The sequence below is a fragment of the Streptomyces alkaliterrae genome (assembly GCF_007097205.2).
Classification (GTDB): domain Bacteria; phylum Actinomycetota; class Actinomycetes; order Streptomycetales; family Streptomycetaceae; genus Streptomyces; species Streptomyces alkaliterrae.
The window spans coordinates 1-24,088 of sequence record NZ_VJYK02000051.1 but is presented as its reverse complement, the minus strand read 5'-3'; the positions used below and the strand labels follow the sequence as shown (position 1 = coordinate 24,088).

The following is a 24,088-nucleotide window of genomic DNA, read 5'->3' as shown; positions in this document are numbered from 1 at the left end:
ACATACCCCCGCCGCCCGTCGGTGACACGCCGGGCGGTACCGGGCAGACGGCGGCCCCCGGGGCTTTCCACACCCACGGCGGCCGGCAGCCCGTCACTGCGGCCACGCCACCACAAGGGCCTCCGCCCCAGCCGCACCCCACCTTCGGCGGCGCCGCCGCCCCGCAGACCGGCTACGCGCAACCGCAACCGCAGACCGGCTACGCGCAGCCGCAGCCACAGAGCGGGTACGGGCAGCCACAGAGCGGGTACGGGGAGCCTCGGCAGCAGTCGTTCGGGGCGGGGGCCGGTGGGGCACCGCAGACGGCGTACGCGCGGCCTCAGCCGTACGGGCAGGGTGACGGCGGTGTCCCACGGACCGCGTACGCACACCCGCAGCCCTACGGTGCCGGCCAGGAGCCCGGCGGCGGCACACCCACGAGCGGGTACGGCCACCCGCACCCGCAGCCGCAACCGCAGCCGCAGCCGCAGTTCGGTGAACGTGCGGCCGGGGCGCCCGCCGGGCCCGTGGGGGCCTTCGGGGACGTGACGGCCCCGCAGCCGCAGCCGTCACCGCAGGCCTCCTCCGAGGCGGACGCGGAGCGGACGCAACTCATCCCGCCTCAGGCGGACTTCGGAACCGCGCCGTCGCCTGGCGGGTTGGACGCCGACGCGACGCAGTACCTGCCTCCGCAGCCGTCGGCGGACGCGGACGCGACCCAGCTCATCCCCCCGATGGGCGCCGCCGGGCCGGAGGGTCTGGAGGCGACCCAGTACCTGCCGCCGATCGGTGACGAGCCGTACGTGCCCGGCGGGTCCGCGGCGCCGGGCGCGTCGTCCGCGACGGCCGGGCCCGCGACGGCCGAGCGGCGGACGCCGGAGGAGTTCGAAGGCCTTTTCCGGCCGACCGGTGCGGCTCGCCCGCGTTCCCGGGCGCCCGAGGGCAGCATCTCGCTCTTCGAGCAGGCGAGCGCCAAGCAGACGGCCGGTCGGCCGCCGACGGGCGGCGGCACCCGCGCCGAGCGCCGTGCGGCTGACGCGGCCGGCAGCCGGCGGAAGCCGATACTGCTGGGCGCGGCCGGAGCCGCCGTGCTGATCACCGGTGGTCTGGTCGCCGGTGCGGCTCTCGGCGGCGGGAACGGCGGCGGCGAGAGCGCTCAGCCGCAGGGTGCCGCGTCCAGCGCGCCGCCCGTCGAGGAGCCGACGGAGCCGGAGCCGACGCCCGAGCCGGAGGAGTCGAAGGACCCGGCGGAGGAACAGGCCAAGGAACTGGACAAGTTGCTCGCCGACAGCAACAACAGCCGTGACGCGGTGATCAGATCGGTCGAGAACATCAAGAAGTGCCAGAACCTGGACAAGGCGGCGAGCGATCTGCGGGACGCCGCCCGGCAGCGCAACAGCCTGGTGACCAGGCTGGAGGGGCTGTCGGTGAACGAGCTGCCCAACCATGCCCGGTTGACCGAGCAGCTCACCAAGGCGTGGAAGGCGTCGGCCGCCGCCGACGACCACTACGCGGCGTGGGCGGACCGGGTGGCCCGGCCGCGCGGCTGCCGAGGCGGTCAGGCCCGGTCGACGAACGAGCTGGCCCGCGCCAACCGGGCCAGCGGCGAGGCGACCCAGGCGAAGCAGGCCGCGGCCCGGCTGTGGAACCCGACGGCCCGCCAGTACGGCCTCACCGAACGCCAGGCCACTCAACTCTGAGTCGAGTCGCCGGAGTTCGCTGGCGGCGTCGCCGCTCAGCGGCCGCCGGCGCTCTCCAACGTCGCGGCGATGTTGACGGGGTCGGGCTGGGCGGCGACCAGCCGGCCCTTCTCCACCCGCTGGAAGTTGACCATCGGGTTCACCAGGCGCGGGTAGGAGCGGGTGCCCAACTGGTCCTCGTAGCGCCAGCCGAGGGGCGGGGTGATCCCGCCCGTGCTGACGGGTTCGCCCACGTCGAGCTGGCGCTGGATGGCCTGGCGGCTGATCTTCCCGCCGTCCAGCGCCTCCAGTACCCGGTGCAGCACGGTGTAGGCGACCCAGGTGGTCTGCACGCCGGGGTCGTAGGTGTCGATGCGGTTGTCGCCGAAGGCGTACTCCCGGACGACGTCCTTCATCTGGTCCCAGACGGGGTCGCCACCGGCCGGGTACCAGCTGGTGACGTTGGCGCCCTCGAGCGGGCCCTTTCCGCCGCCGGTGCGGTTCACCAGGGACTGCTCGACGCTGCCGAGCACCGAGCCGATCTCCACCCGGCCGTGTTCGCGCTGCTGGCGGAAGAAGGAGTCGAAGAAGGTGGACGTCCGCCCGCCGAGCGCGGCGCTCACGCAGGAACCGGGCGCCTCGGCGGGACCGGCGGCGCCCACGATGCCGCTTTCGCCGCCGGGCTGGGTGTCGACCTTTTTCGCGCCGGCCGCGGTCAGCGCGCGCTCGGCCTCGGCGGCGTAGTGGGCGGAGTCCTCCGGGGCGCGCACGTCGGTGGCCCGGTCGCGCTTCCCGGCGGCCAGGCCGGCGTTGAACAGGCCGGGCAGTTCGTCGCCGGCGATGGTGTCGGGCCGGACGAGGGAGACCTTCTCGCAGCGTTCGGCGAGTTGCCGCCCGTTGCCGGCGACGAGTGCGGCCTGGCCGCCGTTGACCGGATAGGAGAGCGGGCTGGTGAACTCCTCGGCGGAGTTGCCGTAGCCGCCGAGGTAGGGGATGCCGACGCTTTCCAGGTGCGGCATGAAGGAGTGGCCGTGCTGGCTGTAGGAGCCGACGACGGCGAGCGCGCCCTCGTCGCGGGCCCGCTTGGCGCACGCGGCGGCGCGCACGCTGTCGTTCCCCTCGTTGCAGGTGATCACGCGCAGCTTGCGGCCGCCGATGCCGCCGTTGGCGTTGACCCAGCGGGCGTAGGTCTTGGCAAGGGCGGGCATTCCGGGCATGTTGGTGGCCTGCGTCTTCACCGGGGCCCAGGTCATCACCGTGATGGGTTCTCCGGAGGCGCCGCCGCCGAGGCCGGGCAGGCCGCCGCAGCCGGTGAGCAGGGCCGTGCCGGCCATGGCCAGAGCGGTGCCGAGCGCGGCGACGCGTGGCAGGCGGCGGGGGGAGGGGGTGGTCGAGGCGCGCGGGTCGTTCGAGGCGCGCGAGGCGTTCGGACTGGCGGGGGTACGGCGCCGAGCGGTCATGTCCATGCACCCTGCCGCGCCGCTCGTAACGACCGAGTGATGACCGGGGAACTCATGGTGACCACCGGGTGAATTGGAGGGGGCCGGCCGTGCCGTTTGTGCTCGGAACGTACGATCGAGGACTGTGCGAACCGAGGAGAGGTCTTCCCGTCGCGGCAGTCGTTCCCCCACCATGGGCGACATGCCGGTGAAAGACGTGCCCTGGTGGCGTTGGCGCTGCAACGTGCGGTCAGCGCTGCACATGCTGTCCGATCCCGTCTTCCAGCGGGAGTGCTGGCTGGCCGGCCGGCCCGGCTACGGGGACGTCACGGACGCGGTCTACCGGCTGGTGGAGGACACCTGGCTGGACAGCTGGTCCGCCGAGAAGTACGTCGGCACGATCTTCCGCGACGTGCGCGAGGCGACCGCGGTGGACGCCGCCGTCCTGCGGGTGCTGCGCATCGTGCACCAGGTCGGCGCGGACGCCCCCGCCGCCTCCTATCTGGAACACCCGGGCTGGCCGGAGGCGACGCTGGCGGCGCGCGAGGCGCACGTCCTGCTGACCGCCAACGACGGTGAGGACCCGGAGGAGCCGCCGAAGTCGCTCGACGTACTGGCGATCACGCTGCGCGCGGTGTGAGGCGCAGGCACGCTCCGAAGCGCCCGCACGCTCCGACGCGCCGGCACGCTCCCGACGCCCCCACGAGCCGTCCGCCTGGCGGTCGGGCGTCCGGCGGCGGGCCTGCGATGTGGGACGCTGTTGCCATGAGTGCGTCGCGTCCATCGAGCCCGTCGAGCCCGAGTCAGTCGAACCAGCCGGCCGCCGCCGACTCCGGTCGGTCCGCGCCCGAGCAGTACGTCCTGACGCTGTCCTGCCCGGACAAACAGGGCATCGTGCACGCGGTCTCCAGCTACCTGTTCATGACCGGCTGCAACATCGAGGACAGCCAGCAGTTCGGCGACCACGACACGGGCCTGTTCTTCATGCGGGTGCACTTCAGCGCCGAGGCCCCGGCGACACTGGAGAAGCTGCGGGCGAGCTTCGCGGCGATCGGCGACTCCTTCCACATGGACTGGCAGCTGCACCGCGCCGACCGGCGGATGCGGGTGATCATCATGGTCAGCCGCTTCGGCCACTGCCTCAACGACCTGCTCTTCCGCGCGAAGATCGGCGCGCTGCCGGTCGAGATCGCGGCGGTGGTCTCCAACCACACCGACTTCGCCGAGCTGGCCGCCTCCTACGGGGTGCCGTTCCACCACATCCCGGTGACCAGGGAGACGAAGGCCGAGGCGGAGGCCCGGCTGCTCGACCTCGTTCGTGAGGAGGGCGTCGAACTGGTCGTACTGGCCCGCTACATGCAGGTCCTCTCGGACGACCTGTGCAAGGCGCTGGAGGGGCGGATCATCAACATCCACCACTCCTTCCTGCCGAGCTTCAAGGGCGCCAAGCCGTACCACCAGGCGCACGCCAGGGGCGTGAAGCTGATCGGCGCGACGGCGCACTACGTGACCGCCGACCTCGACGAGGGCCCGATCATCGAGCAGGAGGTCGAGCGCGTCGGCCACGAGGCCACCCCCGAACAGCTCGTGGCGGTCGGACGGGACGTGGAGTGTCAGGCGCTCGCGCGCGCGGTGAAATGGCACAGCGAGCGCCGGGTGCTGCTCAACGGCCACCGCACGGTGGTCTTCGCCTGAGCCCGACGCCGAGCCCGATCACGACGCCGAGCCCGACCCTGGGGTTGACCCTGAGGGTGACCGTGCCCTGAACCCGGGCCGCCGGGCGCCGTCACAGCCTCGACATCGACGCGGTGGCGAACAGCACGTCCCGGATGGCCTGCGGATCGCCCTCCGCGCCGGCGGCCGCGTCGAGCGGCGAGACGTGCCCGGCGACAAGCTGGCAGAACTCCACGCCGTCCATCGCGACGTGGGCGACCGCGCCCTCCGGCCCTGCTTCGGCCGTGGGGCTGTCCAGCGCGATGTACCAGTCGCCGCCGCCGCTGCCCTCGACCTCCAGGTGCAGCGTGCGGCCGGGCGCCCCGGCCACCGACAGCCGCCTGGGCTGTGCGGCGAGCCCGGCCCGGCGTCGGTCGGCGAGCACATGCGGAAGTGTGCGCGCCGCCAGGCCGATCAACTGGCGCAGATGGGCGCCCTCCGGCGCCGGATGCGGATAGTCCACGGCGTCGGCGATGTCCACCGCGTGGGTCCAGCGCTCGAAGGCGCGGTCGAGGAAGGCGTCCCGCAGCGGCAGCCGGACGCCGCGCACCTCGCGCTCGGCCGCCGTCGCGTCCGCGAACGAGGCACCGCGCATCAGCGCGTGGGTCTGCTCCCGCCACGGCCCGTGCACCAGGCGTCCCTCGGGCGCGATTCCGGAGCTCCAGTAGGCCTCGGTGCGGCTCGCCGGGTTGGCGAGTGCGGCGAGCTGTGGAGCCCCGGGTTCGTCGGCCAGCGCGGCGAGCGGGTCGGACAGCCCCAGTTGACCGGCGAGCAGGCCGTCCACCGCCATGAGGTGGGAGATGACCTCGGCGACCGTGGCCGTGCGGGTGTGCTCCCGCTCGCCCTCGAACCAGCGCAGCCGGACCGGGGCCCGCCACTCGGCGTCGGCCATGTCCCGCAGCAGGGCGTCCAGCCGGGCCGTCTCCGCGTCGAACGGCTCGGCCCATTCGGGTATCGGTATGCGCGCCGGGCGTCGGCCCAGCGCGCCTTCCAACACCCGGCTGCGCAGGCGCGGATCGAGGTCGAGATTGTCCTCGGGGTGCAGCAGCGCCACCGCGTCGCGCAGCCGCAGCGCCTCCCCGGCGCACGGCGCGCAGTCGGTGAGATGCGCCTCCACGGCGGCCGTCTCCTGGGCGGAGCACGCGGCCAACGCCCAGGCGCCGAGCAGCGATTTCAGCACGCCGTGGTCGAGGCCGGCGGCGTGGTGCGGTGCCGGGCCGCCGGTGGGCCCGGGACCGCCGGACGACTCGGGGCCGCCTCGCGGTGTGGACCCGCCCGTCGGGTTCCGGGCCGCGTCGGTGGGTTCGGGCGGCACCGCGTCCGTCCAGAGTTCCGCGGCCGGCGCGGACTGCACCGGTTGGACGGTCTCCGCCGGCGGGGCGGTCTCCACGGCTGGGGCGGGCGCCGACGGCGGCGCGGGCTCGACGTGCGGGGCCGACTCCGCCGGCGGTACGGGGCGCAGGGGCTGGACGGCGTCGGAGCGGCCGGATCGGTCGGACCGGTCGGAATGATCGGCGCGGTCGGCGCGCTCCGGGCGGCGGCGGGCGCCCGGACCGCGTTCGGGAGGTTTGCCGCGCCGGGACGGCGTGACGTCACCGGGCGCCGGACGGGCGCGGTCGCCCGCGGCGCTGGGCGGGGCCGCGGGCAGTGGTGACCCCGCTCTGGGTGAGGGGACCCCTCGCGGGCGCGGCGGTCTGGCTCGTGGCGGACGGTCGTCGGCGGCCGAGCGCGGCGGCGGGATGAGCGGCCCGCGGGCGGGCCCCTCGTCGCCCGGAGCGCGCCCCGGCTCCTGCGGATCGTTCACCGCTCACTCCCGAGTCCTGATCGGCCGAGCGCCGGGAGGGCGCCGCCTGCGGCGGTGGACAGCAACTGGAGACCCAGCCGCAACCGGCGCCTGGCCTCGTCCTCGGTGACGCCGAGTTGGCGGGCCGTCTGCCGGTAGTCCCTGCGGTGAATGTACGCCAACTCCAGTGCCGCGCGCAGCGAGGCGGGCATGCTGTTCCTGATGTAGTCGGCGCGGGCCGCCGCCGAGGCCGCCGCGACCTGCTGCTCCACCAACTCCGACGGGCGGTCGGCCGAGCGGTGGCGGCGGAGGCGCTGTACGGACAACTCCTGTGTGAGGCCGGCGATCCAGGAGCGCATCGACCCCTTGCGGGGGTCGAAGCGCTCGGGATGCTCCCAGATCCGGGCGAAGATCTCCCGGGTGACGGCGTCCGCCTCGTCCTCGTCCTCCAGGACCCGGTGGGCCAGCCCGTGCACCAGCACCGCGAACTGGTCGTACAGCTCGCCGAGTGCCGCGGCCTCCCCGCGGGACAGCCGCTGCTGCATCTTGCGGTCCCAGCGGGGTGGTGTGTCGTGCGCCATGCTGATCCGCCCCCAGCCCTTCGCTCTTACCCGAATGTAGTGCGAGGGGGTGACAACGCACGCCCCTTTGCGGCAATGTGCGCCCCCAGGCCCATCGCTGATGGTGGTGGTCCCGTCACATTGTGCTCGATTCCGGGGGCGCTGAGGGCTACTGAGCGCCCCTGTCTGTCGATTCTCAGCTGATACTGGTTGTTTGTCGCCGTATTCGACCGGTGATGACCGGAACTGTGAGGGAAGGGAGACATCTTGCGCGTAGGCTCGCGTGGGGGAGTTCGTTTCGGCGCCGGCCCGCAGGGCAGCCGAGGCGGTGAGGAGCCGGCGGTGCCGGCTCGCGGACCAAGAGCTAAGGGCGCGTCATGCTGAAGGTGTTGCAGGAGTCACGGGGGGAGTGGGCCGTCCTGCGGGTGTCCGGCGAGCTGGACCTGGTGACCTCGCCCCTCGTCAGGCAACACGTGCACGACGCGGTCGCCGAGGGTCGCCGTGACCTGGTGCTGGATCTGACCGAGGTGCTGTTCTGCGACTCCAGCGGCGTCGGCGTGCTGATCGCCGCCCGCCGTCTGATGCACTCGTGCGCGGGGCGTCTGCGGTTGATCCTGCCGGCGCGCGGCGCGGTGGACGGCTCACACGTCAACCGGGTGCTCGCCGCGCTCGGGGTGCGCCGGCTCTTCGCCTGCTACCCGGACCTGGAGGCGGCCACCGACGCGGCGGCCCGCCCGCTGTCGGCCTGAAGCGCCGCCGGTAGATGAAACCAGGTCGTGACTGATCGACTTCCGTGACGCCGGGCGTGCTCCGGTAGGCTCACACGAATGCGAGTGTTTCAGGCGCGTGTCCGTGCGGGTCTTCGTTCGACTCCGCAGGCCGGCCCTCGCACACGACGGCGTGTGTGTACTCCTTTGCGCCGGAATATGCCTGAATCCCTTGTCACGCAAGCGATCCATCCAGCACGCTGTGGTGCTCCGGGGTCACGATCAGTGACTTTGTCGGTTTTGGTGGTGTGAGCAGTGCACGTGCTTCAGGTACAGCTGGAGATCGGTACCGATCCCATGGAGGTCGGCCGCGCCCGTCGATGGGCCCGTTCCCGACTGGCCGGCTGCGGCATCAGCGCTGACGGTCCACTGGGCGAGACGCTGATCCTGCTGATCTCCGAGCTCGTCACCAACGCCGTGGTGCACGCCGGCTGCCCGTCCGTGCTGCGCATGCTGCTGCCCGCCCGGCAGGTCGAGGGCTGCGCGGTGCGGGTCGAGGTCGCCGACGGCAGCAACCGCGCCCCCTGCCGGCGGCACGCGGGCGGAGACGACACCGGCGGCCGCGGCCTGGAGCTCGTCGACGGCCTCGCCGACCGCTGGGGCTGGGACTGCGACGCCCAGGGCAAGCGCATCTGGTGCGAGCTGGACGCCCGGGGCCCCGCACGCTCGACGACGGCACCCGTCGCCGCCCTGCACACCGCCTGAGCGGCCCGCACACCGTCGGCGACCGGGAGCCCCCGCGTCGCGCGACTCAGTTCCCCTCACCACCGCCCCGGGGCAGAGCTTCCCGCCGGGGACCCAACGCGCCGAGCACCCACGGCACGTCCGCGCGGTCGGTGACGATGAACACCGGCGTCCCGCCGTCCCGGCACTGCACGACGTGACTGCCCGGTCCCGGCGTCCCGCCCGGATCGCCGCGGTGCGGAAGCCGTACCCGCTCCACCACGAGCGTGCCGGGCAGCGGCCGCCGGGCGACCCGCCCGGTCGGGTCCGGAGTGGCGGCCAACAGGCCCGGCGCCGCCACCAGATGGTCGTAGCCCGGGACCGCGTACGGCACCTCGCCGAGCACGGTGCCGGGGAAGCAGCGCTCCTTCTCCGGTCGGCGCGGCGTCACGTCGAAGGACCTTCCCGCGCGGCGGCGGTGGTGGCGGACGAGCAGCGCGGCGACCACCGCCACGGGCACCTCGCCGACCGCGGCGACCAGTAGCGCGGTGCGCAGGTCGTCGGTGGCCAGCGGCGCCACGAAGGCGATGGCCGCGCCGCCGAGCGCGGCGAGCACCACCACCGTCACCTGGCGCGGCTCGCGTTCGGGGGACTCGGTGTGCCGGCGCGCCCACCACCAGGCGGCCCACAGGAAGCCCAGCGAGACCGCGAGCGTCGACAGGCCGGCCGCCGCGGTCAGGCGGTAGGCCCCGGTGGGGGTCGCGGTGGTCTCCTGGCGCAGTTCGCCGAAGTCCACCCGCCGGACCTGCTCGCGCCACACCGTCATGGTGACCGGGTCGCCGGGGGAGACGGCGTCGAACACCGGGTGCCGGCCGAGCATCTCCACCCGGTGCGTGGTGCCTCCGGCGTCGGTCAGGGTGAGTCGGTGGTAGGTCTTGCGGTTCCGGTGCTCGCTGACCGCCTCCCGCACGGTGGCCGCGAGTCGACGGCACTCGGCGGGCGGCCGATCCGCCGCGCAGCGGCCGACGGCGTCGAAGTCCCTTTCCCGCTCCAGCCGTTCGGGGACGTGGACGAGCAGCAGCGCGGCCGCCACCACACCCAGGGCCAGCCCGAGCAGACCCCAGCAGCCGGCCGCCCACCGCTCCGTTCCGGTGGACCGCGGACGCCCGGTCACCGGCGGGGCCCGGAGGTCGGCGCGGGGAGGGGAACGAGGAGCGGCGCGGGGGGTGTCATCGATGTGCGGTCGTCGAACAGCGGTGGCATCCGCTCATTGTCGCGGCCGCCGCTCGCGGCCCGGTCCACAGGTGCCGGGCGGGCCCTGACGCGTGGCCGGGAAGCGCGATGATCTTCCCCCGGTCGGGGGAGGCGGTGTGCGGAGGGCGGTTCACCCCCGCGTGGCCGTGGTCGGTTCCGGCACGGACTCCGCGGCCTGTGGTCGGGTGCCCGCGCGGCGCCGGTGCGCCCGGCTGACGGCACGGGCGATGCGCTCGGCGTCCAGGTTGAGTTCGCGCAGCGTGCCGCTGAGCGGGTTGGTCTGGCCGGTGAAGTGGAGGTGGGGGGCGCCGGGCGCGGTCCGCGGGCCGTGTGCGAGCGGACGTCCGTTCTCGTCCAACACGCCAAGATGGCCGACCAGTTCGGCAAGCCCCGACCGGTAGCCGGTGGCGGCGACGATCACGTCCGGGGCGAGGTGGCTGCCGTCGGCCAGCCGCACCCGTGGGCCGTCGAAGGACTCGACGGCGGCCACCGGGCGGATCCGGCCGCGCCGCACGGCCCGCACGAAGCCAGGCACCTGCACCGGGAACGCGCCCTGCCGGGCCCGGGTGAAGCGTCCCCCGCCCGGTCTCGGCAGGCCGTGGTCGGTGAGGTCGGGGCCGGTGAGGCGGCTGGTGGCCCGGGTGAGCCCGTCACCGAGGAAGGCCGGCACCCGGCGCAGCGCGATGCCGGAGTACTGGGCGGGCCAGCCGAGCGTGGCACGCCGCATCACGTGCGGCGGGGTCCGCACCGCCAGATGCACGGCCGCCGCACCGCCGCGCTGGAGGTCGAGGGCGATCTCGGCGCCCGAGTTGCCGGCGCCCACCACCAGCACGTCCAGGCCCGCGTAGGGCCCGGGGGCGCGGTAGTGCGCGGAGTGCAGCACCTGCCCGGGGAAGCCGTCGAGGCCCGGCCAGTCCGGGACGAACGGTGTGTCGTGGCGCCCGGTGGCCAGTACGACGGTGGGGGCGTGCAGCAGTCGTCCGCCGTTCGCCCGCAGCAGCCAGCCGGCGTCCGGGTCCGCGGGGTCGGCCCGGTCGACGCGGCTCACCGCCACGCCGGTGGCGATCTCCAGACGGTGGTGATCGACGTAGCGCTCGAAGTAGCCCACCAGGTCCGGCGCGCTCGGCCAGCGGCCCGCGGACCGGGGTATGCGAAGTCCCGGCAGGGCCGACCGGCGCCGGGTGGTGTGCAGTCGCAACGAGTCGTGGCGGGCGCGCCAGGAGGCGCCCGCGTTCTGCGCCCGCTCGATCACCAGGGCGCGCATCCCCTGGCTCTGGAGGGCGGCGGCCGCGGCAAGACCGCCGGGGCCGGCGCCGACGACGTGGACGGGGCGGTCCGTGCTGGACGTGAGCATGTCGGGAGCCTAGACCGTTCGGGGTGCACTCCGCCCGGTCATGCCGAGAGCCCGCCGCACCGGGAGACGGCGTGGCGGGGACGGAAAACCGGTGTCGTGGGGCGGGAAAATGGGTCTGCCGCCCACCGACCGGGGTTGGGGATGTTGGGGATCCCGGTGGGTGGGCGGCAGCAATCGCACGTTGTACCCCGTACCGGGCGCCCCTGGTGACACCTCCTGGACAGCGGCACTAAAGTGCCATGTCATGGGGCAGGTGGCGCATGACGGGGCAGATGATCCGCACTCCGCGGAGCTGGCAGGTCACCTCGCCGCGCTCGGTGTGGACCGGGAGGCGGTCGGGCTCTACCTCGACCTGCTCTCCGGCATCGAGCCGGCCGGTACCGGTGCCGAGCGCGAACCCGCCGTGTACTCCGTCAGGCGCGCCGAGGCGGTCGGTCGACTCGTCGAACTGGGCCTGGTGGTGGAGAACCCCGAGGGTCCCGCCCGCCCGCCGCTGCCGGTCCCGCCGGGCGCCGCGCTGGACCTGCTGAGCCGGCGTGCCACGCTGCGTCTTGAGGAGGCCACCGCGGCCATCGCGGGCGCCTATGAGCGCTACCGCCGTCGGGACCCGGCCGCCAGCGGCGGTGTCGTCGCCGAGGAGGTCACCGGGGACGACATCGAGCGGCGGCTCGGCGAAGCGCTCGGTAGCGCCCGCAAGGAGGTGCTGCGCTTCGACACCCCGCCGTACTTCTGGTCCTCCGCGCGCGGCGCGGACAGCGAGATCGCGATGCTCCAGCGCGGGGTCCAGGTCCGCGCCGTCTACGCCCGCGCCTCGCTGGCCCACCCGGGCCATCTGACGACGAACATCCAGCCGTGTGTGGACGCCGGAGAGCAGGCCCGGGTGCTGCCGGAGCTGCCGGTGAAGCTGACGATCATCGACGACCGGGTGGGCTTCGTCAGCCTGTCGATCGCCGACGTCGACATCAGTGGCAGTCTGCTGGTCGTCCGGCCGAGCGGGCTGCTGACGGCGCTGCGGGCGCTGTTCGAGGCGTGCTGGGAGCGCGCGCTGCCGATCCAGTCGGTGACGGGCTCGTCGCCCGCCTCCGCCGCGCTGTCCGTCCGGCCGGGCCCGACCGAGCGGCGCATCCTGGCGATGCTGGTGGCCGGCGTGCCGGACTCGCAGATCATCCGGGAACTGGGTGTCAGCCGCCGGACGTTCTTCCGGCGCATGGAGCTGCTGATGGCACAGGCGGGCGCCGCCTCCCGGTTCCAGCTGGCACTGCAGGCGCAGCGGCGCGGCTGGCTCTGAGCGGTACCTCCCGCCCACTGCGAACGGCGGGCATTTCGGACTTACTTCGCATACCTTCCTGGTTACCGGCGGGCACCTTGGTGTCGTTGGCACAGCTGTGCCTCCCCGCGGCGTGTGGGTCGGCTAGAACCTGTTACCAGCCACCCCCCACTCCTCGCCCCCAACGGGAAGGCCCCCATGCGACGTTCGGGACCGATACGCCTCGTTCTGGGCGCGGGAGCAGTGGCCCTGGCCGTGCTCGGCACGACACTCGGCACCGCAGGCGCCGTGTCGTCCGAGTCACGGCCGCTCGGCGAGATCCGCGGCGCCGACGTCGGACCGGTGATCCGCGGCGAGTACATCGTCGTCCTGAAGAAGAAGCGGCCCGAGGCCGGTTCCGGCATCTCGACGGCCGAGGACGTGCGCTCCCGGGCGCGCGGCCTCGCCGGCCGCTACGACGGCTCGCTGCGGCGCACCTACAGCGCCGCCCTCCAGGGCTTCTCGGTGCGGATGACCGAGGCGAAGGCCCGCCGCCTGGCCGCCGACCCGGCGGTCGCCTACGTCGAACCCGACCGCGTCGAGTACGGCGACGACGTGCAGACCGACCCCGTCTGGGGCCTGGACCGCGTCGACCAGCGCGACCTGCCGCTCGACAAGCGGTACGAGTACACCAGGACCGCCGGCAACGTCACCGCCTACGTGGTGGACTCCGGGGTCCGTATCGGCCACCAGGACTTCGAGGGCCGGGCGAGCTACGGCTACAACTTCGTCGACGACAACACCACCGCGAGCGACTGCCACGGCCACGGCACCCACGTGGCGGGCACCATCGGCGGTCGCGCGCACGGCGTCGCCAAGAAGGTCCGGATCGTCGCGGTGAAGGTCCTCAACTGCCAGAACTCCGGCACCACCGCCAACGTGCTCGCCGGGTACGACTGGGTGGTGCGCAACGCCAAGCGGCCCGCCGTCGCCAACGTCAGCATCGGCGGTTCGCCGGCCGCGGCCAAGGACGCGGGGGTCCGCGCGATGGTCCAGGCCGGCATCACGGTCGCCGTCTCGGCGGGCAACAAGGACACCGACGCGTGCACCCAGTCGCCGGCCCGCGAGCCCAGCGTGATCACCGTGGCCGCCACGGCGCGGGACGACCGGCGTTCGACCTTCTCCAACCACGGCTCGTGCGTGGACGTCTTCGCGCCCGGCACGTCGATCGTCTCCACCGGGCACGGCTCCAACACGGCCACCGCCACGATGAGCGGCACGTCGATGGCGACGCCGCACGTCACCGCCGTCGCCGCGCTCCACCTCGCGGGCGACCCGGGTGCGACCCCCGCCAAGGTGACCGACGCGCTCCTGGGCGCCGCGAGCCGGGGCAAGGTGACCGGCCCGGGGGCCGGCTCGCCCAACAGGCTGGTGTACAGCGGGTTCTAGCGGCTCCCAGCGGGGATCTCACAAGGCTTGTGCAGCCTGCTCGACGGTGACCCGTCCCGAGCCAGGCCGGCTCTCCTTCGGGTGGAGGAGCGCGGTCTGATCAGGGCGCGGAGACGGGGCGTCGAGCGCGCGGGGGGCGGGAGCGGCCGGCGCGGCCGTCCGACGGAGGGGATCGGGCGGCCGCCGGTCGCCCCCGGGGTCACTACCGGGGAGCGCACGCCGAGGCCGGTGACAGGTCCGGCCCGGCGCGTGGCGCGGCCCGGGGTCGTCGCCGGGCGGGTCAGGTCACTTGGTCGGCTTCCGCCCGGTCACGCCGAGGTGCACGAGAAGGGAGAGCGTCGGCTTCAGGTCGGCCTGCTTGACGCCCCAGCCCTGGAAGCCCCGTTGGTGGCCGGCGACCGAGGCGAGCATCGTCACCAGTGACGCGGCGACGGCCGCCGGGTTCACCGAGTCGTCGACCCTGCCCTTGGCCTGGAGTTCGGCGACCGCGTCGCGCAGCGAGTTGCCGACCGAGGTGAGGATCCTCGTGCGGATCTTGGTGAACCGCTTGTCGCCCTCGGCGGCGCCCAGGTCGATCACGCGCAGGATCGCCTCGTGGCGGCGCCAGAACGACAGGAAACCGTCCACGAGTTCGTCGGCGGTCTCCTTGGCGGCCCGGCCGGTCCACGACCGCCCGGCGACCAACTCGTCGAGTGCCGCGCCCTCCTGGGCGGTCTCCTCGGCGATCTCCAGTACCGCGCCCTCGACGTCGGGGAAGTACTGGTAGAAGGTGGCCGGCGAGGTGCCCGCCCGCCGCGCCACGTCGATGACCTTGACGTCGCGGTAGGGGGAGGAGCCGAGCATCTCGCCGAGGCAGTCGAGGAGCTTCTGGCGGGTCGCCTGTCCGCGCCGTCCGGCCACGCGGCCGTCAACTGTTCGTACTTGTCCTGTCATGCCGTCAGCTTACCGACGGCCGGAGTTGGCGCGATCTGACCGCCTGCAAATGGGTTCCCGCAGCTCATGACCTCCCCTTTCATGGCGGATGGCCTGATCCGTTCGCAGCCCCGACTCCCGCCGCACTCCCGCCGCGCGTCTGGGCCGCGGGGTGGCGGAACGGCGCGAAAGGGACAGACTGGTCACCAGCCGAGAGAACCCGAGGAACCGAGGAGAGGGGCCTTCGATGCCCGACGCCGCACTGGGGGCGCCCTGCTGGGCGGACGTGATGTTGCCCGACCTGGCCGCCGGCAAGCGTTTCTACGGTGGGCTGTTCGGGTGGACCTTCGACGAGTCGGCCGAAGGAGCGGACGCGTACACGCCCGCCCTGCTCGAAGGCCGGCAGGTCGCCGCGCTCGGCCGCAAGTCCGACGGGCGCATGCCCACGGCCTGGACGCTCTACCTGCACACCCCGGACATGACCGCCACCGTCGAGCGGGTACGCGACGCCGGCGGCACCGTGATCGGCGGGCCGCTGCGGGTCGGCGACGGCCCGGCCGGGGTGACGGCGGTGGTCGCCGACCCCGACGGCGCGGTGTTCGGCCTCTGGCAGCCGTCGGCGTTCGCCGGGTTCGAGGTGCGCGACAAGCCGGGCTCCTATCTGTGGGGCGAGTTGTACGCGCGGGACAAGGAGGTGGCGGACGCCTTCTACCCGGCGGTCTTCGACTACACGACGGCCGACATCAGCGAGGAGGACGCGGACTTCCTGCTGTGGGCGCCGGCCGGGAAGCCCGCCGACGCCGAACACGCGGTCGGGGGAAGGGCGTTGGTCGCCGAGGTGTTCCCCGCGGAGATGCCGCCGCACTTCCTCACCTACTTCGCCGTGTCGGACTGCGACGAGGCGGTGAGCCGTGCCGAGGAACTGGGCGGACGCGTCGCCTTCCCGGCCGAGACCAGCCAGTACGGGCGATTTGCGGTGCTTTTCGACAACCAGGGCGCGACCTTTGCCGTACTGGATTCGTCGGTCACCGGCCAGGACGGCTGACGACGGGGCCCGGCATGTCGGAGCATGGGGGCTGAAGCGGTGAGCGCCGGCGGGGTGAGGATCCCGTCCGGCCCGGGGAGACCCGGATGGAACAGTCGACGGGGGAGCGGAGCGTTGCGAGTGAGGGAGCGAAGCGGTGGGGCGGTCCACGGACCGTCCCACCCGAGGCGTGCGGACGCCGGGCGGGCCGGCCGGGACGGGGCACGGACCGGCGGATTCCGCCCCCCGGTTCGCGGCTGTCGGCGGCAGGGGGAAGAATCACCTACCGGACCGGCGCGCCCGAGGGCCGTGGCGGTCCGGCGAGACGAGCTTCCGGCGCCGTGCCCGGCGCCGGCGACGACGACCGGTCCCTACGGGGAGGTGGAAGGCACGTGGTGGAACAGCTGACGCAGCACGACCCCAGACGGATCGGCCCGTTCGAGGTGCTGGGCCGGCTGGGCGCCGGCGGCATGGGCCTGGTCTACCTGGCCCGCTCCGCCTCCGGGCGGCGGGTCGCGATCAAGACGGTCCGCACGGAACTGGCCGAGGACCAGCTCTTCCGGGTCCGCTTCACCAGGGAGGTCGAGGCGGCCCGCGCGGTCAGCGGCTTCTACACCGCCGCCGTCGTCGACGCCGATCCACGGGCCGCCGTGCCCTGGCTGGCCACCGCCTACGTGCCCGCGCCCTCCCTGGAGGAGATCATCAACGAGTGCGGGCCGATGCCCGCGCAGGCCGTGCGGTGGCTGGCCGCCGGCATCGCCGAGGCGCTGCAGTCCATCCACGGCGCCGGGCTGGTGCACCGCGACCTCAAGCCGTCCAACGTGCTCGTCGTGGAGGACGGGCCCCGGGTGATCGACTTCGGTATCGCCTCCGGCGTCTCCAACACCCGGCTGACCATGACCAACGTGGCGGTCGGCACCCCGGCCTACATGTCGCCCGAGCAGGCCAGGGACTCCCGCAGCGTCACCGGGGCCAGCGACGTGTTCTCGCTGGGCTCCACGCTGGTCTTCGCGGCCACCGGACACGCGCCCTTCCACGGCGCCAACCCGGTCGAGACGGTCTTCATGCTGCTGCGCGAGGGACCCGACCTGGAGGGGCTGCCGGAGGACCTGCGGCCGCTCATCGAGTCCTGTATGAACCCCGAGGCCGAACTGCGGCCCACCCCCGCCGACCTCCAGGCGCAGCTCGCACCGCATCTGTTCTCCTCCGGTGGGGACGACAGCGGCACCGCCTCCGCCTGGCTGCCGGCCGGCGCCGTCGAGCTGATCGAACGCAAGCGCGGCGGCCGGTCCCGCCCGGTGCGGCGGCCCGCGCCGCAGGCGCCGCCGCCTCCGGCGCCCGAGCCGGTGCCGTCGGCCCCCGGACCCGTCGGGGCGATGGCCTCGCCGCCGCCCGAGCCCGTCCCCTTCCCCTCCGGCGGCCCGGCCGTACCCGGCGAGCCGGCGCCGCTCGGCGCGCCGCCGAGTGACGACCGGGTCCACCTCGCCGGCGCCCGGCTCCCCATCGGCCCCGGACCGAGGCGGGCCGAAGGGCGCCAGGTCGCCGTCCGCCCGGCGGGCTGGCTGCGGGCGCCCGAACCGTCCGCCGGCCAGTCCCTGCTGCCCGCCGTACCCCCGGCGCCGACAGCGCCTCCCGGCGGCCCGTCGGGCGGCGGCGTGAACGGCGGGTTCAGCGGCGGGTTGAGCGGCGGAGCCGCGGGGAGCGTGTCGGCCCCGGTGCCGTCCGGCCCGCGCACGCCCGGCGGCCCGGCCGTCAGCGAACCGCCGCCGCACGTCCCCGGCCGCCCCGAGCGCTGGCGCCCATGGCGCTTCCGGATGACCAACGACCTGTGGGGCACCCCGGTCGTCGTGGACGACCTGCTCTACGTCACCTCCTTCGAGGTGCACGCGCTGGACGTGGCCAGCGGCAAGCGCCGCTTCAAGACCAGCGAGGTCGCGTGGTCGATGGCCGTCGCCAGCGGCCGGGTGCACGCCTCGGACGGGCCGAGCCTCTTCGCGCTCGGCGCCAAGGACGGCGCCGAGCGGTGGAAGCTCGCCGTCGACGGCTGGGTCTACTCGCTCCAGGCCGAGCGCGGCACGGTGCTCACCGGCACCCGCGGCGGCGGCGTCCAGGCGTGGGAGTCGGCCACCGGTGACCTGCTGTGGACGATCGCCGGCGCGCAGACCGACTTCGAGACGCCGGACGCGGGCCCGCTGCTGCACGACGGCACGGCCTACGTGTGGGCCGACGGCCAGCTGTACGCGCTGGACGCCCGCACCGGTGTCGAGCGCTGGCGGCACCCGGTCGGCGACAGCGCGGCCGTCGGCGGCACCCCGGTCCGGGTGCGCCCGGCCGAGGACGGCGCCGTCTACGTCTGCGCCGGCTCCCGGGTGCTCAGCCTGGACGGCAACTCCGGCGCCGAGCGTTGGCGCTTCGACTCCCCGGCGGCCTTCCTCAGCCCGCCCGCCTTCGCGCCGGGGCCGGCCATCGCCGGCGGCGGTGTGTACGTCGCCGACTACCTCGGCACGGTCTACGCGCTCGACGCCACCAACGGCTACGACCGCTGGCGGGTGCCGACCGAGGCGCGCAGCACCATCGAGCCGGTGGTCGTCGCCGACGGCATGGTCCATGTGACCAGCGGCAACGCGCTCTACACGATCGACGCCGTCCCCGGTTCGGCCCGCTACCGCTTCGGCGCCGGCGCGGAGATCGTCGGCCGCCCGGTCTCGGTGGACGGCCGGGTGCACTTCGGCTCGGCGGACAACTGCATCTACACCCTGGACGCCGTCGCCGGCACCCTGCGCTGGAAGTTGGAGACCGGCGGCGAGATCACCGGTACGCCGCTGGTCGCCGGCGGGGTGCTCTACGCCTCCAGCAAGGACCGCTGCGTCTACGCGTTGGACGCCGCGAAGGGAACCGGCCAGCACGCCTGAGGCAACACCGCGGTGAACAGCGAGAATCGGCCAGCCCGGTGGGAACCGGCCGCCGGTTGACGACGTCTCCGACACGGCAAGCAGTTGCTGTGCACGTGTCAAACCGTGGAGGAAAGAACAATGAGGAGTCAGCTCAAGCTGGCCGCCGTGGTAGGCGTTGTCATCCTGGCGCTGAGCGGTTTCACCCCGGCCAAGCGGGGCGGCGCCGACGGCGGAGACGGCGGAGGCTGCGGCCGGGACTCCAGCAGCGGCACCAGCGGCGGCTCGTCCTCCGGCGGCACCACGGGCGGCAGCGGCAACAAGCCCAACCCGACCGTGAACATCACGCGTTGCGCCGGAGTCGCCGACCCCACGGCCGACGTCCAGGTCAGCGCGCCCAGCTCCCGGTCCGGCAGCTGGACCATCACGGTCCGCTTCACGAGCGACACCGGGGTTGTCGTTTCCACCGGCAGCGAGCGGGTCTCCCTGGAGGCCGGGCAGTCGCGCAACATCACCGTCCGGATGGCCGACCCGGCACGGCTCGACGAGGTGGCCAACTGTGGCCTGGAGCCGGTCAACTGACCGAACGGGGAATGTCGGTGGCCGCTCCTACGCTGTAGCGAACCGACAGGTAAGCCGAGTTCAGGAGCGTAGTCATGCCGCCGCTGTCCCGTGAAGAGCGCGAGCAGTTTCTCACCGAACCGCACATCGGAGCCCTCGCGGTGGAAGCCGGACCGGACCGGGGCCCCCTGGTGGTCCCGGTCTGGTACGACTACCGACCGGGCGGCGAACTGTGGATCGTCACCGAGGCCGACTCCCGCAAGGCCAAGCTCCTCGCCGACGCCGGCCGCTTCTCGCTGATGGCGGAGCGGCTGGCGCCGAGCGTCCGCTACGTCTCAGTGGAGGGCCCGGTGAGCGAGATCCGGCCGGCCACGGAGGCCGAGGACACCGCGATGGCCGAGCGCTACCTGGGCGAGGAGGCCGCCGCCGAGTATCTGAGGACCCGCGGCCCCCAACTCGGCGCCCTGGTGACCGTCCGGATGCGCCCCCAGCGGTGGAACTCCTCCGACCTGGGCTCCATCTGAGTTCGGAAGAGCCCGGCGCCGCGCGAGTCTTGCTCGTGCGGCGCCGGGCTCTTCTTCTGTCGTGCTCGGGCTCAGGTGACGTGGCCGTCACGCGGGCTCGGGCCGCCGTCGCGCGGCTGCGACATGGCGTGGCCGTCCGTGAGGGCCGCGGCGAGCGCGGGCGCCGCGCCGGCGAGCGTGGTGGCGGCGACGACCGCGCAGACGGCAAGAATCCTCTTGGTCCTGCTCATGACGGTTGGTCTCTCCTGTCGGCTGTCTGTCGATTGGACAACTGAGCGGCCGGTGGCGGTGACTCCCCCTCCGGGTCACCGCCACCGGCCCACAACTCCCCCGTAGAGGAGACTCAGCCGACGGGCTCACTCGTGGCGTGGCCGTCACGAGTCGTGGTGGGCTCGTCGGTGGCGTGACCGTCACGAAGCTTCTTCTTCTTCGCCGAGATCGGCTCGCCGGTCGCGTGTCCGTCCCGCAGCACGGGCTCGCTCGTCGCGTGCCCGTCGCGGAGTGTGGTGACGACCTTCTTGTTGTCGCTCATGACCGTGCTCCTCTGTTGCGTGGTGCTTGTCGCCCGCCCGGCGGCTCCCCCGGCGGTCGCCGGACGGGCGACACGGCCTTGTGCCTGTAGCGGCACGCGGCCCGCACTCCCCCGTTCCGGTCCGCCTCCCCCCGAGAGCGGCGGATCGATGATATGAGGATGACGCACGCGGATAAACGATCGATGAACGCCCCTGCGGGGGGCCGTCCCGCTTCCTGGGGGCCAGCCCCCAGGCCCCCGGTCCCCAAACGCCGGACGGGCTGAAAATTCAGCCCGTCCTGGGGGTACCTCCCGGCCGAAGGCCGGGGGAGTTTGAGGACAAGCGGCCGCCAGGCCGCAACACGGGGTCCGGGGCGGAGCCCCCGTTACGCGGCTACCGTCGTGGCCGCGAGGAGGCCGCGGACGGAGTCCGCCTCCGCGGAGCCCACCGTCTCGAAGATGGTCAGCGCGTTGCGCCAGCACGCGTGCGCACGCCCCTGCTGCCCCAGCGCGTCCAGCGCCCGCCCCAACACCGCCAGCACCTGCCCGCGCCGCCAGTCGCCCCCGATACCGCGCAGTTCCGTGAGCGCCTGTTCGGCCAACTCGGCGGCCCGCGCCGCGTTCCCGGCGGCGAGTTCGGCTTCGGCCATGCGGAAGTACGTCATGCCGATCCACAGGCACATGCGGTTGCGCTGGAAGAGTTCCAGCGCCTGCCTGAGGTGGTCCAGCGCCTCCGCCGTGCGGCCGACCTTCGTGAGGGCGAGGCCGAGTGCGTAGCGTCCGTTTGCCAGTCGGAGGGTGACGCCGAGTTCCCGGTAGATGTCCAGGGCCTGTTCGGCGAGGGCGACGGCGCTGTCCGTGCGTCCGGTGCTGCCGTGGACGCGGGAGAGGTTGCTGAGCGCGCTGGCCTCGCCGGGCCGGTTGCCGTCGGCGCGGAAGGCGGCGAGGGCCTGTTCCAGGTAGGCGCCGGCCTCCTCGTTGTGGCCCTGGCAGATGCCGATGATGCCGCGTTCGTTGGGTACCTGGCCGCAGACGATCGGGTCGTCCACGGACAGTCCGAGCAGCATGGCCCGCTTGGCGTGTTCGTCGGCCTGTTGGAAGGTGCCGGCGGCGATGTTGGAGAAGGTGAGGACGGTGCGGGTGCGGCCCTCGCTGCGGGCGTCGCCGGCCGCCTGGGCGGCGCTCAGCAGGGTTTCGGCGACCTGCGCGCACTGTCGGGAGTAGGAGCCCGACTCGGCGAGGTCGCGGATCACCAGCAGCAGGTCGACGGCGCGCGGCAGGGTCGCCGGGCCGGTGAGCGCGCGGGCGGTCGCCAGCAGGCAGTCGGCTTCGGCGAACAGCCAGTCCAGGCCTTCCTCGCGGTCGGTGGGCTGGAGGCCGGGGTGCCGGGTCTGCGCGAGGTGGGCGGGGATGCGGTCGCCGGGGCGGCCGAGCCGGTAGACCTCGCGGGCCGTGGCGAGGTAGAAGTCGAGTAGTCGGGAGAGAGCCGACTCCCGTTCGGACGGCGGGTGTTCGTCGCGCAGGGCGCAGTCGCGCGCGTAGAGCCGGACGAGGTCGTGGAAGCGGTAGCGGCCCGGTGCGGCGGATTCCAGCAGGCTGGTGTCGACGAGGGATTCCAGCAGGTCCTCGGTGTCGTCGGCGTCGAGTCCGAGGAGGGCCGCGGCGGCGTGCAGGGAGATGTCGGGGCCCTCGGCGAGCCCCAACAACCTGAAGGCGCGGGCCTGTTCGGCGTCGAGCTGGCCGTAGCCGAGTTCGAAGGTGGCGCGGACGGCCTGGTCTCCGGCCTGGAGTTCGTCCAGCCGGCGGCGCTCGTCGCCGAGTTTGCGGGCGAGTACCGAGACCGTCCAGGTGCGCCGGGAGGCGAGTCTGGCGGCGGCGATGCGGATCGCCAGCGGCAGGAAGCCGCAGGCGGCGACGACGTCCATGGCGGCTTCGCGTTCGGCGCCGACCCGCTCGGCGCCGACGATCTTGGTGAAGAGTGTCATGGCCTCCTCGGGGCTCATGACGTCGAGGTCGACGAGGTGGGCGCCGGCGAGGTCGACCATGCGGGTGCGGGCGGTGATGAGCGCGGCGCAGCCCTCGGTGCCGGGCAGCAGCGGGCGCACCTGGGCGGCGTCGCGGGCGTTGTCCAGCAGGGTCAGCACCCGCCGCCCCGACAGCATGCTGCGGTAGAGCGCGGCCCGCTCCTCGACGCCGTCGGGCACGGCGTCGTCGGCGATGCCGAGAGCGCGCAGGAACGCGGCGAGCACCGCGCCGGGCTCGGTGGGGGAGGTGCTGGTGCCGCGCAGGTCGGCGTAGAGCTGACCGTCGGGGAAGCGGTCCTTGGCTGCGTGCGCGACGTGGATGGCAAGGGTCGTCTTGCCGACGCCGCCGATGCCGGCGACCGCGGACACGGCCATCACGCTGCGTTCCGAGGTGGCGAGTTGTTCGCTCAGCTCGGCTACCTGTGTGGTGCGGCCGGTGAAGTCCGGGACGGTGGCCGGAAGTTGCCGGGGCATGACAAAGGTGGCGGGCGCCGGGAGCCGGTCGAGCGTGAGGTTCAGGCTCTCGTCCGCCCGCAGGATGCGCTGCTGGAGTTCGGCCAGTTCCGGCCGGGGGTCGACGCCCAGCTCCTCGGCGAGCAGCTGCCTGGTGTCGGCGTACACGGCCAGTGCCTCGGCCTGCCGGCCGCTGCGGTACAGCGCCAGCATCAGCAGCTCGCGCAGCCGTTCGCGCAGCGGGTAGGCGGCGCTGAGCGCGGTCAGTTCGGCGACCGCCTCGGCGTGGCAACCCACCTGGAGGTCCAGGTCGAGACGGTGCTCGAGCAGCGAGAGCAGCCACTCCTCCAGCCGGGCGCGCTGCGCCTCGGCGTACGGTCCCGGCACCCGCGCCAGCGGTTCGCCGTCCCACAGGGCGAGCGCGTCGTTGTACCGCTCGCGCGCCCGGCCGTGGTCGCCGGAGGCCGCGAACTTCTCGGCCTCGCCCGCGAGTCGGGTCGCCTCGTCGAGGTCGAGCGAGGTGTTCGGCGCGGCGGTGTCGATCATGTAGCCGCCGGACTCGGTGACCAGGGTCTGACTGCCCAGCACCTTGCGCAGCCGCGAGGCGTACGTGCGCAGCGCGGCCAGCGCCTGCTGCGGCGGCTCCTCCCCCCACAGCGCGTCCACCAACTCCTGGGCGGTGGCGGTGTGTCCGCCGCGCAGAAGCAGTGCGACCAACAGCGCCTTCTGCTGCGGAGAACCGGTGCTCAGCGGCTCCTCGCCGCGCCAGGCCCGCACCGGACCCAGCACAGCAAAACGCAGCCCCGTGCCCGGGTCGGCGACCATGCGTGCCCCCTTGTCTCCCCTGTGATTCGGTGCCGCACCCAACAGTGTGCACTCTCCCCTACGGAAGCGGCAGTTCCGTATCGGACGCGTTGGGCGGGAGTGGTGGGTAGCGGGAACCCACCGGTGCGCGCGGCGGTGGGCACCGAGGGGTGTCCGGCCCGCCGCGCGCCACCGCGGAGCGTCACTGCTCCAGGTCGAACTCCCCGTCCCTTGCCCCCAGTACAAAGGCCTCCCACTCGGCGGCGGTGTACCGCAGCACCGTGTCCGGGTCCGCGGAATTGCGCATCGCGACGCCACCGCCCGGCAGATGGGCGATCTCCACCCGCTCCTCCTCCGGGCTGCCGGGCGCGCTCAGCCACTCCACTCCCGAGATGTCGAGAGCGTAGAGCTCGTCCTTCTCCTGCTCCGTTGCCATGGCTCATGTCCCTTCGTGCCGGTGGGGCCACTCCCGGTGACCCTATCCCCCCGGCGTCCGTC

Annotated in this window: 21 protein-coding genes; 11 read left to right on the top strand and 10 right to left on the bottom strand. The window is 73.7% G+C overall.

The features are described from left to right. The coding region (locus FNX44_RS07275) for a hypothetical protein (protein ID WP_228449721.1) at positions 1-1,679 on the top strand (1,679 nt) is incomplete at its 5' end. Positions 1,680-1,714: 35 nt separating this feature from the next. Here FNX44_RS07275 and FNX44_RS07270 read toward each other — a convergent pair. Then, on the bottom strand, positions 1,715-3,118 hold the full coding sequence (locus tag FNX44_RS07270) for an ABC transporter substrate-binding protein (RefSeq protein WP_143647150.1): 1,404 nt from the start codon (positions 3,116-3,118) through the stop codon (positions 1,715-1,717). A gap of 172 nt (positions 3,119-3,290) precedes the next feature. On the opposite strand from FNX44_RS07270, the gene FNX44_RS07265 reads away from it, so the two are divergent. Next, complete coding sequence (locus tag FNX44_RS07265; RefSeq protein ID WP_143647155.1) at positions 3,291-3,737, top strand: SCO4402 family protein; 447 nt, start codon at positions 3,291-3,293, stop codon at positions 3,735-3,737. A gap of 125 nt (positions 3,738-3,862) precedes the next feature. Next, positions 3,863-4,792 carry a formyltetrahydrofolate deformylase gene (purU, locus tag FNX44_RS07260; RefSeq protein ID WP_173019126.1) on the top strand — a complete coding sequence of 310 codons (930 nt, stop codon included), beginning with the start codon at positions 3,863-3,865 and terminating at the stop codon, positions 4,790-4,792. A 91-nt stretch (positions 4,793-4,883) separates the two neighbouring features. Here the strand turns inward: purU and FNX44_RS07255 are convergent, their stop codons facing one another. Continuing rightward, positions 4,884-6,164, bottom strand: coding sequence for a zf-HC2 domain-containing protein (locus tag FNX44_RS07255; protein ID WP_323369106.1), 1,281 nt, complete (start codon positions 6,162-6,164; stop codon positions 4,884-4,886). A gap of 446 nt (positions 6,165-6,610) precedes the next feature. Continuing rightward, the gene (locus FNX44_RS07250) at positions 6,611-7,174 is read right to left on the bottom strand and encodes a sigma-70 family RNA polymerase sigma factor (RefSeq protein WP_143647149.1); all 564 of its coding nucleotides are present in this window, start codon (positions 7,172-7,174) and stop codon (positions 6,611-6,613) included. Positions 7,175-7,530: 356 nt separating this feature from the next. Between FNX44_RS07250 and FNX44_RS07245 the strand changes: the two genes are divergently transcribed. Both FNX44_RS07245 and FNX44_RS07240 read left to right on the top strand, forming a co-directional pair. After that, positions 7,531-7,902: an STAS domain-containing protein gene (locus tag FNX44_RS07245; protein ID WP_173019125.1), complete on the top strand. Its 372-nt coding sequence runs from the start codon at positions 7,531-7,533 to the stop codon at positions 7,900-7,902. A 273-nt stretch (positions 7,903-8,175) separates the two neighbouring features. Continuing rightward, positions 8,176-8,625 (top strand): ATP-binding protein, encoded by a 450-nt coding sequence (locus FNX44_RS07240; protein ID WP_143647148.1) that lies wholly within the window; start codon positions 8,176-8,178, stop codon positions 8,623-8,625. Positions 8,626-8,671: 46 nt separating this feature from the next. Here FNX44_RS07240 and FNX44_RS07235 read toward each other — a convergent pair whose 3' ends face one another. Together FNX44_RS07235 and FNX44_RS07230 are read right to left on the bottom strand one after the other, a co-directional pair. Next, entirely contained in the window at positions 8,672-9,757 is a 1,086-nt protein-coding gene (locus FNX44_RS07235; protein ID WP_143647147.1) for a hypothetical protein, read from the bottom strand. Positions 9,758-9,967: 210 nt separating this feature from the next. Beyond that, entirely contained in the window at positions 9,968-11,191 is a 1,224-nt protein-coding gene (locus tag FNX44_RS07230; RefSeq protein ID WP_143647146.1) for a flavin-containing monooxygenase, read from the bottom strand. A 253-nt stretch (positions 11,192-11,444) separates the two neighbouring features. On the opposite strand from FNX44_RS07230, the gene FNX44_RS07225 reads away from it, so the two are divergent. Together FNX44_RS07225 and FNX44_RS07220 are read left to right on the top strand one after the other, a co-directional pair. Further along, on the top strand, positions 11,445-12,479 hold the full coding sequence (locus tag FNX44_RS07225) for a helix-turn-helix domain-containing protein (protein ID WP_153506974.1): 1,035 nt from the start codon (positions 11,445-11,447) through the stop codon (positions 12,477-12,479). 177 nt (positions 12,480-12,656) lie between these two features. Beyond that, positions 12,657-13,886, top strand: a complete 1,230-nt coding sequence (locus FNX44_RS07220; protein WP_143647144.1) for a S8 family peptidase — start codon at positions 12,657-12,659, stop codon at positions 13,884-13,886. A 285-nt stretch (positions 13,887-14,171) separates the two neighbouring features. Here FNX44_RS07220 and FNX44_RS07215 read toward each other — a convergent pair whose 3' ends face one another. Continuing rightward, positions 14,172-14,819: a TetR family transcriptional regulator gene (locus FNX44_RS07215; protein ID WP_143647143.1), complete on the bottom strand. Its 648-nt coding sequence runs from the start codon at positions 14,817-14,819 to the stop codon at positions 14,172-14,174. Positions 14,820-15,045: 226 nt separating this feature from the next. On the opposite strand from FNX44_RS07215, the gene kbpA reads away from it, so the two are divergent. The 4 genes from kbpA to FNX44_RS07195 all read left to right on the top strand — a co-directional run bounded on the left by kbpA (position 15,046) and on the right by FNX44_RS07195 (position 19,798). Continuing rightward, positions 15,046-15,843, top strand: coding sequence for an AfsK-binding protein KbpA (gene kbpA / locus FNX44_RS07210; protein ID WP_143647142.1), 798 nt, complete (start codon positions 15,046-15,048; stop codon positions 15,841-15,843). A gap of 371 nt (positions 15,844-16,214) precedes the next feature. Beyond that, positions 16,215-18,734, top strand: coding sequence for a protein serine/threonine kinase AfsK (gene afsK, locus FNX44_RS07205; protein ID WP_143647141.1), 2,520 nt, complete (start codon positions 16,215-16,217; stop codon positions 18,732-18,734). A 120-nt stretch (positions 18,735-18,854) separates the two neighbouring features. Beyond that, on the top strand, positions 18,855-19,295 hold the full coding sequence (locus FNX44_RS07200) for a hypothetical protein (RefSeq protein WP_153506973.1): 441 nt from the start codon (positions 18,855-18,857) through the stop codon (positions 19,293-19,295). A gap of 74 nt (positions 19,296-19,369) precedes the next feature. Continuing rightward, a complete protein-coding gene (locus FNX44_RS07195) occupies positions 19,370-19,798 on the top strand; it encodes a pyridoxamine 5'-phosphate oxidase family protein (RefSeq protein ID WP_143647140.1) in 429 nt (142 codons plus the stop codon). A gap of 71 nt (positions 19,799-19,869) precedes the next feature. Here FNX44_RS07195 and FNX44_RS07190 read toward each other — a convergent pair whose 3' ends face one another. From FNX44_RS07190 to FNX44_RS07175, 4 genes are all read right to left on the bottom strand, one after another. Continuing rightward, a complete protein-coding gene (locus tag FNX44_RS07190) occupies positions 19,870-20,028 on the bottom strand; it encodes a hypothetical protein (RefSeq protein WP_153506972.1) in 159 nt (52 codons plus the stop codon). Between the two features lie 113 nt (positions 20,029-20,141). Further along, on the bottom strand, positions 20,142-20,330 hold the full coding sequence (locus FNX44_RS07185) for a hypothetical protein (RefSeq protein ID WP_143647139.1): 189 nt from the start codon (positions 20,328-20,330) through the stop codon (positions 20,142-20,144). 365 nt (positions 20,331-20,695) lie between these two features. Next, positions 20,696-23,611 carry an SARP-family global regulator AfsR gene (afsR, locus tag FNX44_RS07180; protein ID WP_143647138.1) on the bottom strand — a complete coding sequence of 972 codons (2,916 nt, stop codon included), beginning with the start codon at positions 23,609-23,611 and terminating at the stop codon, positions 20,696-20,698. Between the two features lie 181 nt (positions 23,612-23,792). Next, entirely contained in the window at positions 23,793-24,026 is a 234-nt protein-coding gene (locus tag FNX44_RS07175; RefSeq protein ID WP_143647137.1) for a DUF397 domain-containing protein, read from the bottom strand. Positions 24,027-24,088: the final 62 nt, after the last annotated feature.

Coding starts and splice junctions, on each gene's coding strand:
- FNX44_RS07265 (WP_143647155.1), top strand. CDS start 3,291: ATGGGCGACATGCCGGTGAAAGACGTGCCCTGGTGGCGTTGGCGCTGC.
- FNX44_RS07215 (WP_143647143.1), bottom strand. CDS start 14,819: ATGACAGGACAAGTACGAACAGTTGACGGCCGCGTGGCCGGACGGCGC.
- afsR (WP_143647138.1), bottom strand. CDS start 23,611: ATGGTCGCCGACCCGGGCACGGGGCTGCGTTTTGCTGTGCTGGGTCCG.
- FNX44_RS07195 (WP_143647140.1), top strand. CDS start 19,370: ATGCCGCCGCTGTCCCGTGAAGAGCGCGAGCAGTTTCTCACCGAACCG.
- FNX44_RS07220 (WP_143647144.1), top strand. CDS start 12,657: ATGCGACGTTCGGGACCGATACGCCTCGTTCTGGGCGCGGGAGCAGTG.
- FNX44_RS07185 (WP_143647139.1), bottom strand. CDS start 20,330: ATGAGCGACAACAAGAAGGTCGTCACCACACTCCGCGACGGGCACGCG.
- kbpA (WP_143647142.1), top strand. CDS start 15,046: ATGCCCGACGCCGCACTGGGGGCGCCCTGCTGGGCGGACGTGATGTTG.
- FNX44_RS07200 (WP_153506973.1), top strand. CDS start 18,855: ATGAGGAGTCAGCTCAAGCTGGCCGCCGTGGTAGGCGTTGTCATCCTG.
- purU (WP_173019126.1), top strand. CDS start 3,863: ATGAGTGCGTCGCGTCCATCGAGCCCGTCGAGCCCGAGTCAGTCGAAC.
- FNX44_RS07250 (WP_143647149.1), bottom strand. CDS start 7,174: ATGGCGCACGACACACCACCCCGCTGGGACCGCAAGATGCAGCAGCGG.
- FNX44_RS07230 (WP_143647146.1), bottom strand. CDS start 11,191: ATGCTCACGTCCAGCACGGACCGCCCCGTCCACGTCGTCGGCGCCGGC.
- FNX44_RS07190 (WP_153506972.1), bottom strand. CDS start 20,028: ATGAGCAGGACCAAGAGGATTCTTGCCGTCTGCGCGGTCGTCGCCGCC.
- FNX44_RS07245 (WP_173019125.1), top strand. CDS start 7,531: ATGCTGAAGGTGTTGCAGGAGTCACGGGGGGAGTGGGCCGTCCTGCGG.
- FNX44_RS07175 (WP_143647137.1), bottom strand. CDS start 24,026: ATGGCAACGGAGCAGGAGAAGGACGAGCTCTACGCTCTCGACATCTCG.
- FNX44_RS07270 (WP_143647150.1), bottom strand. CDS start 3,118: ATGACCGCTCGGCGCCGTACCCCCGCCAGTCCGAACGCCTCGCGCGCC.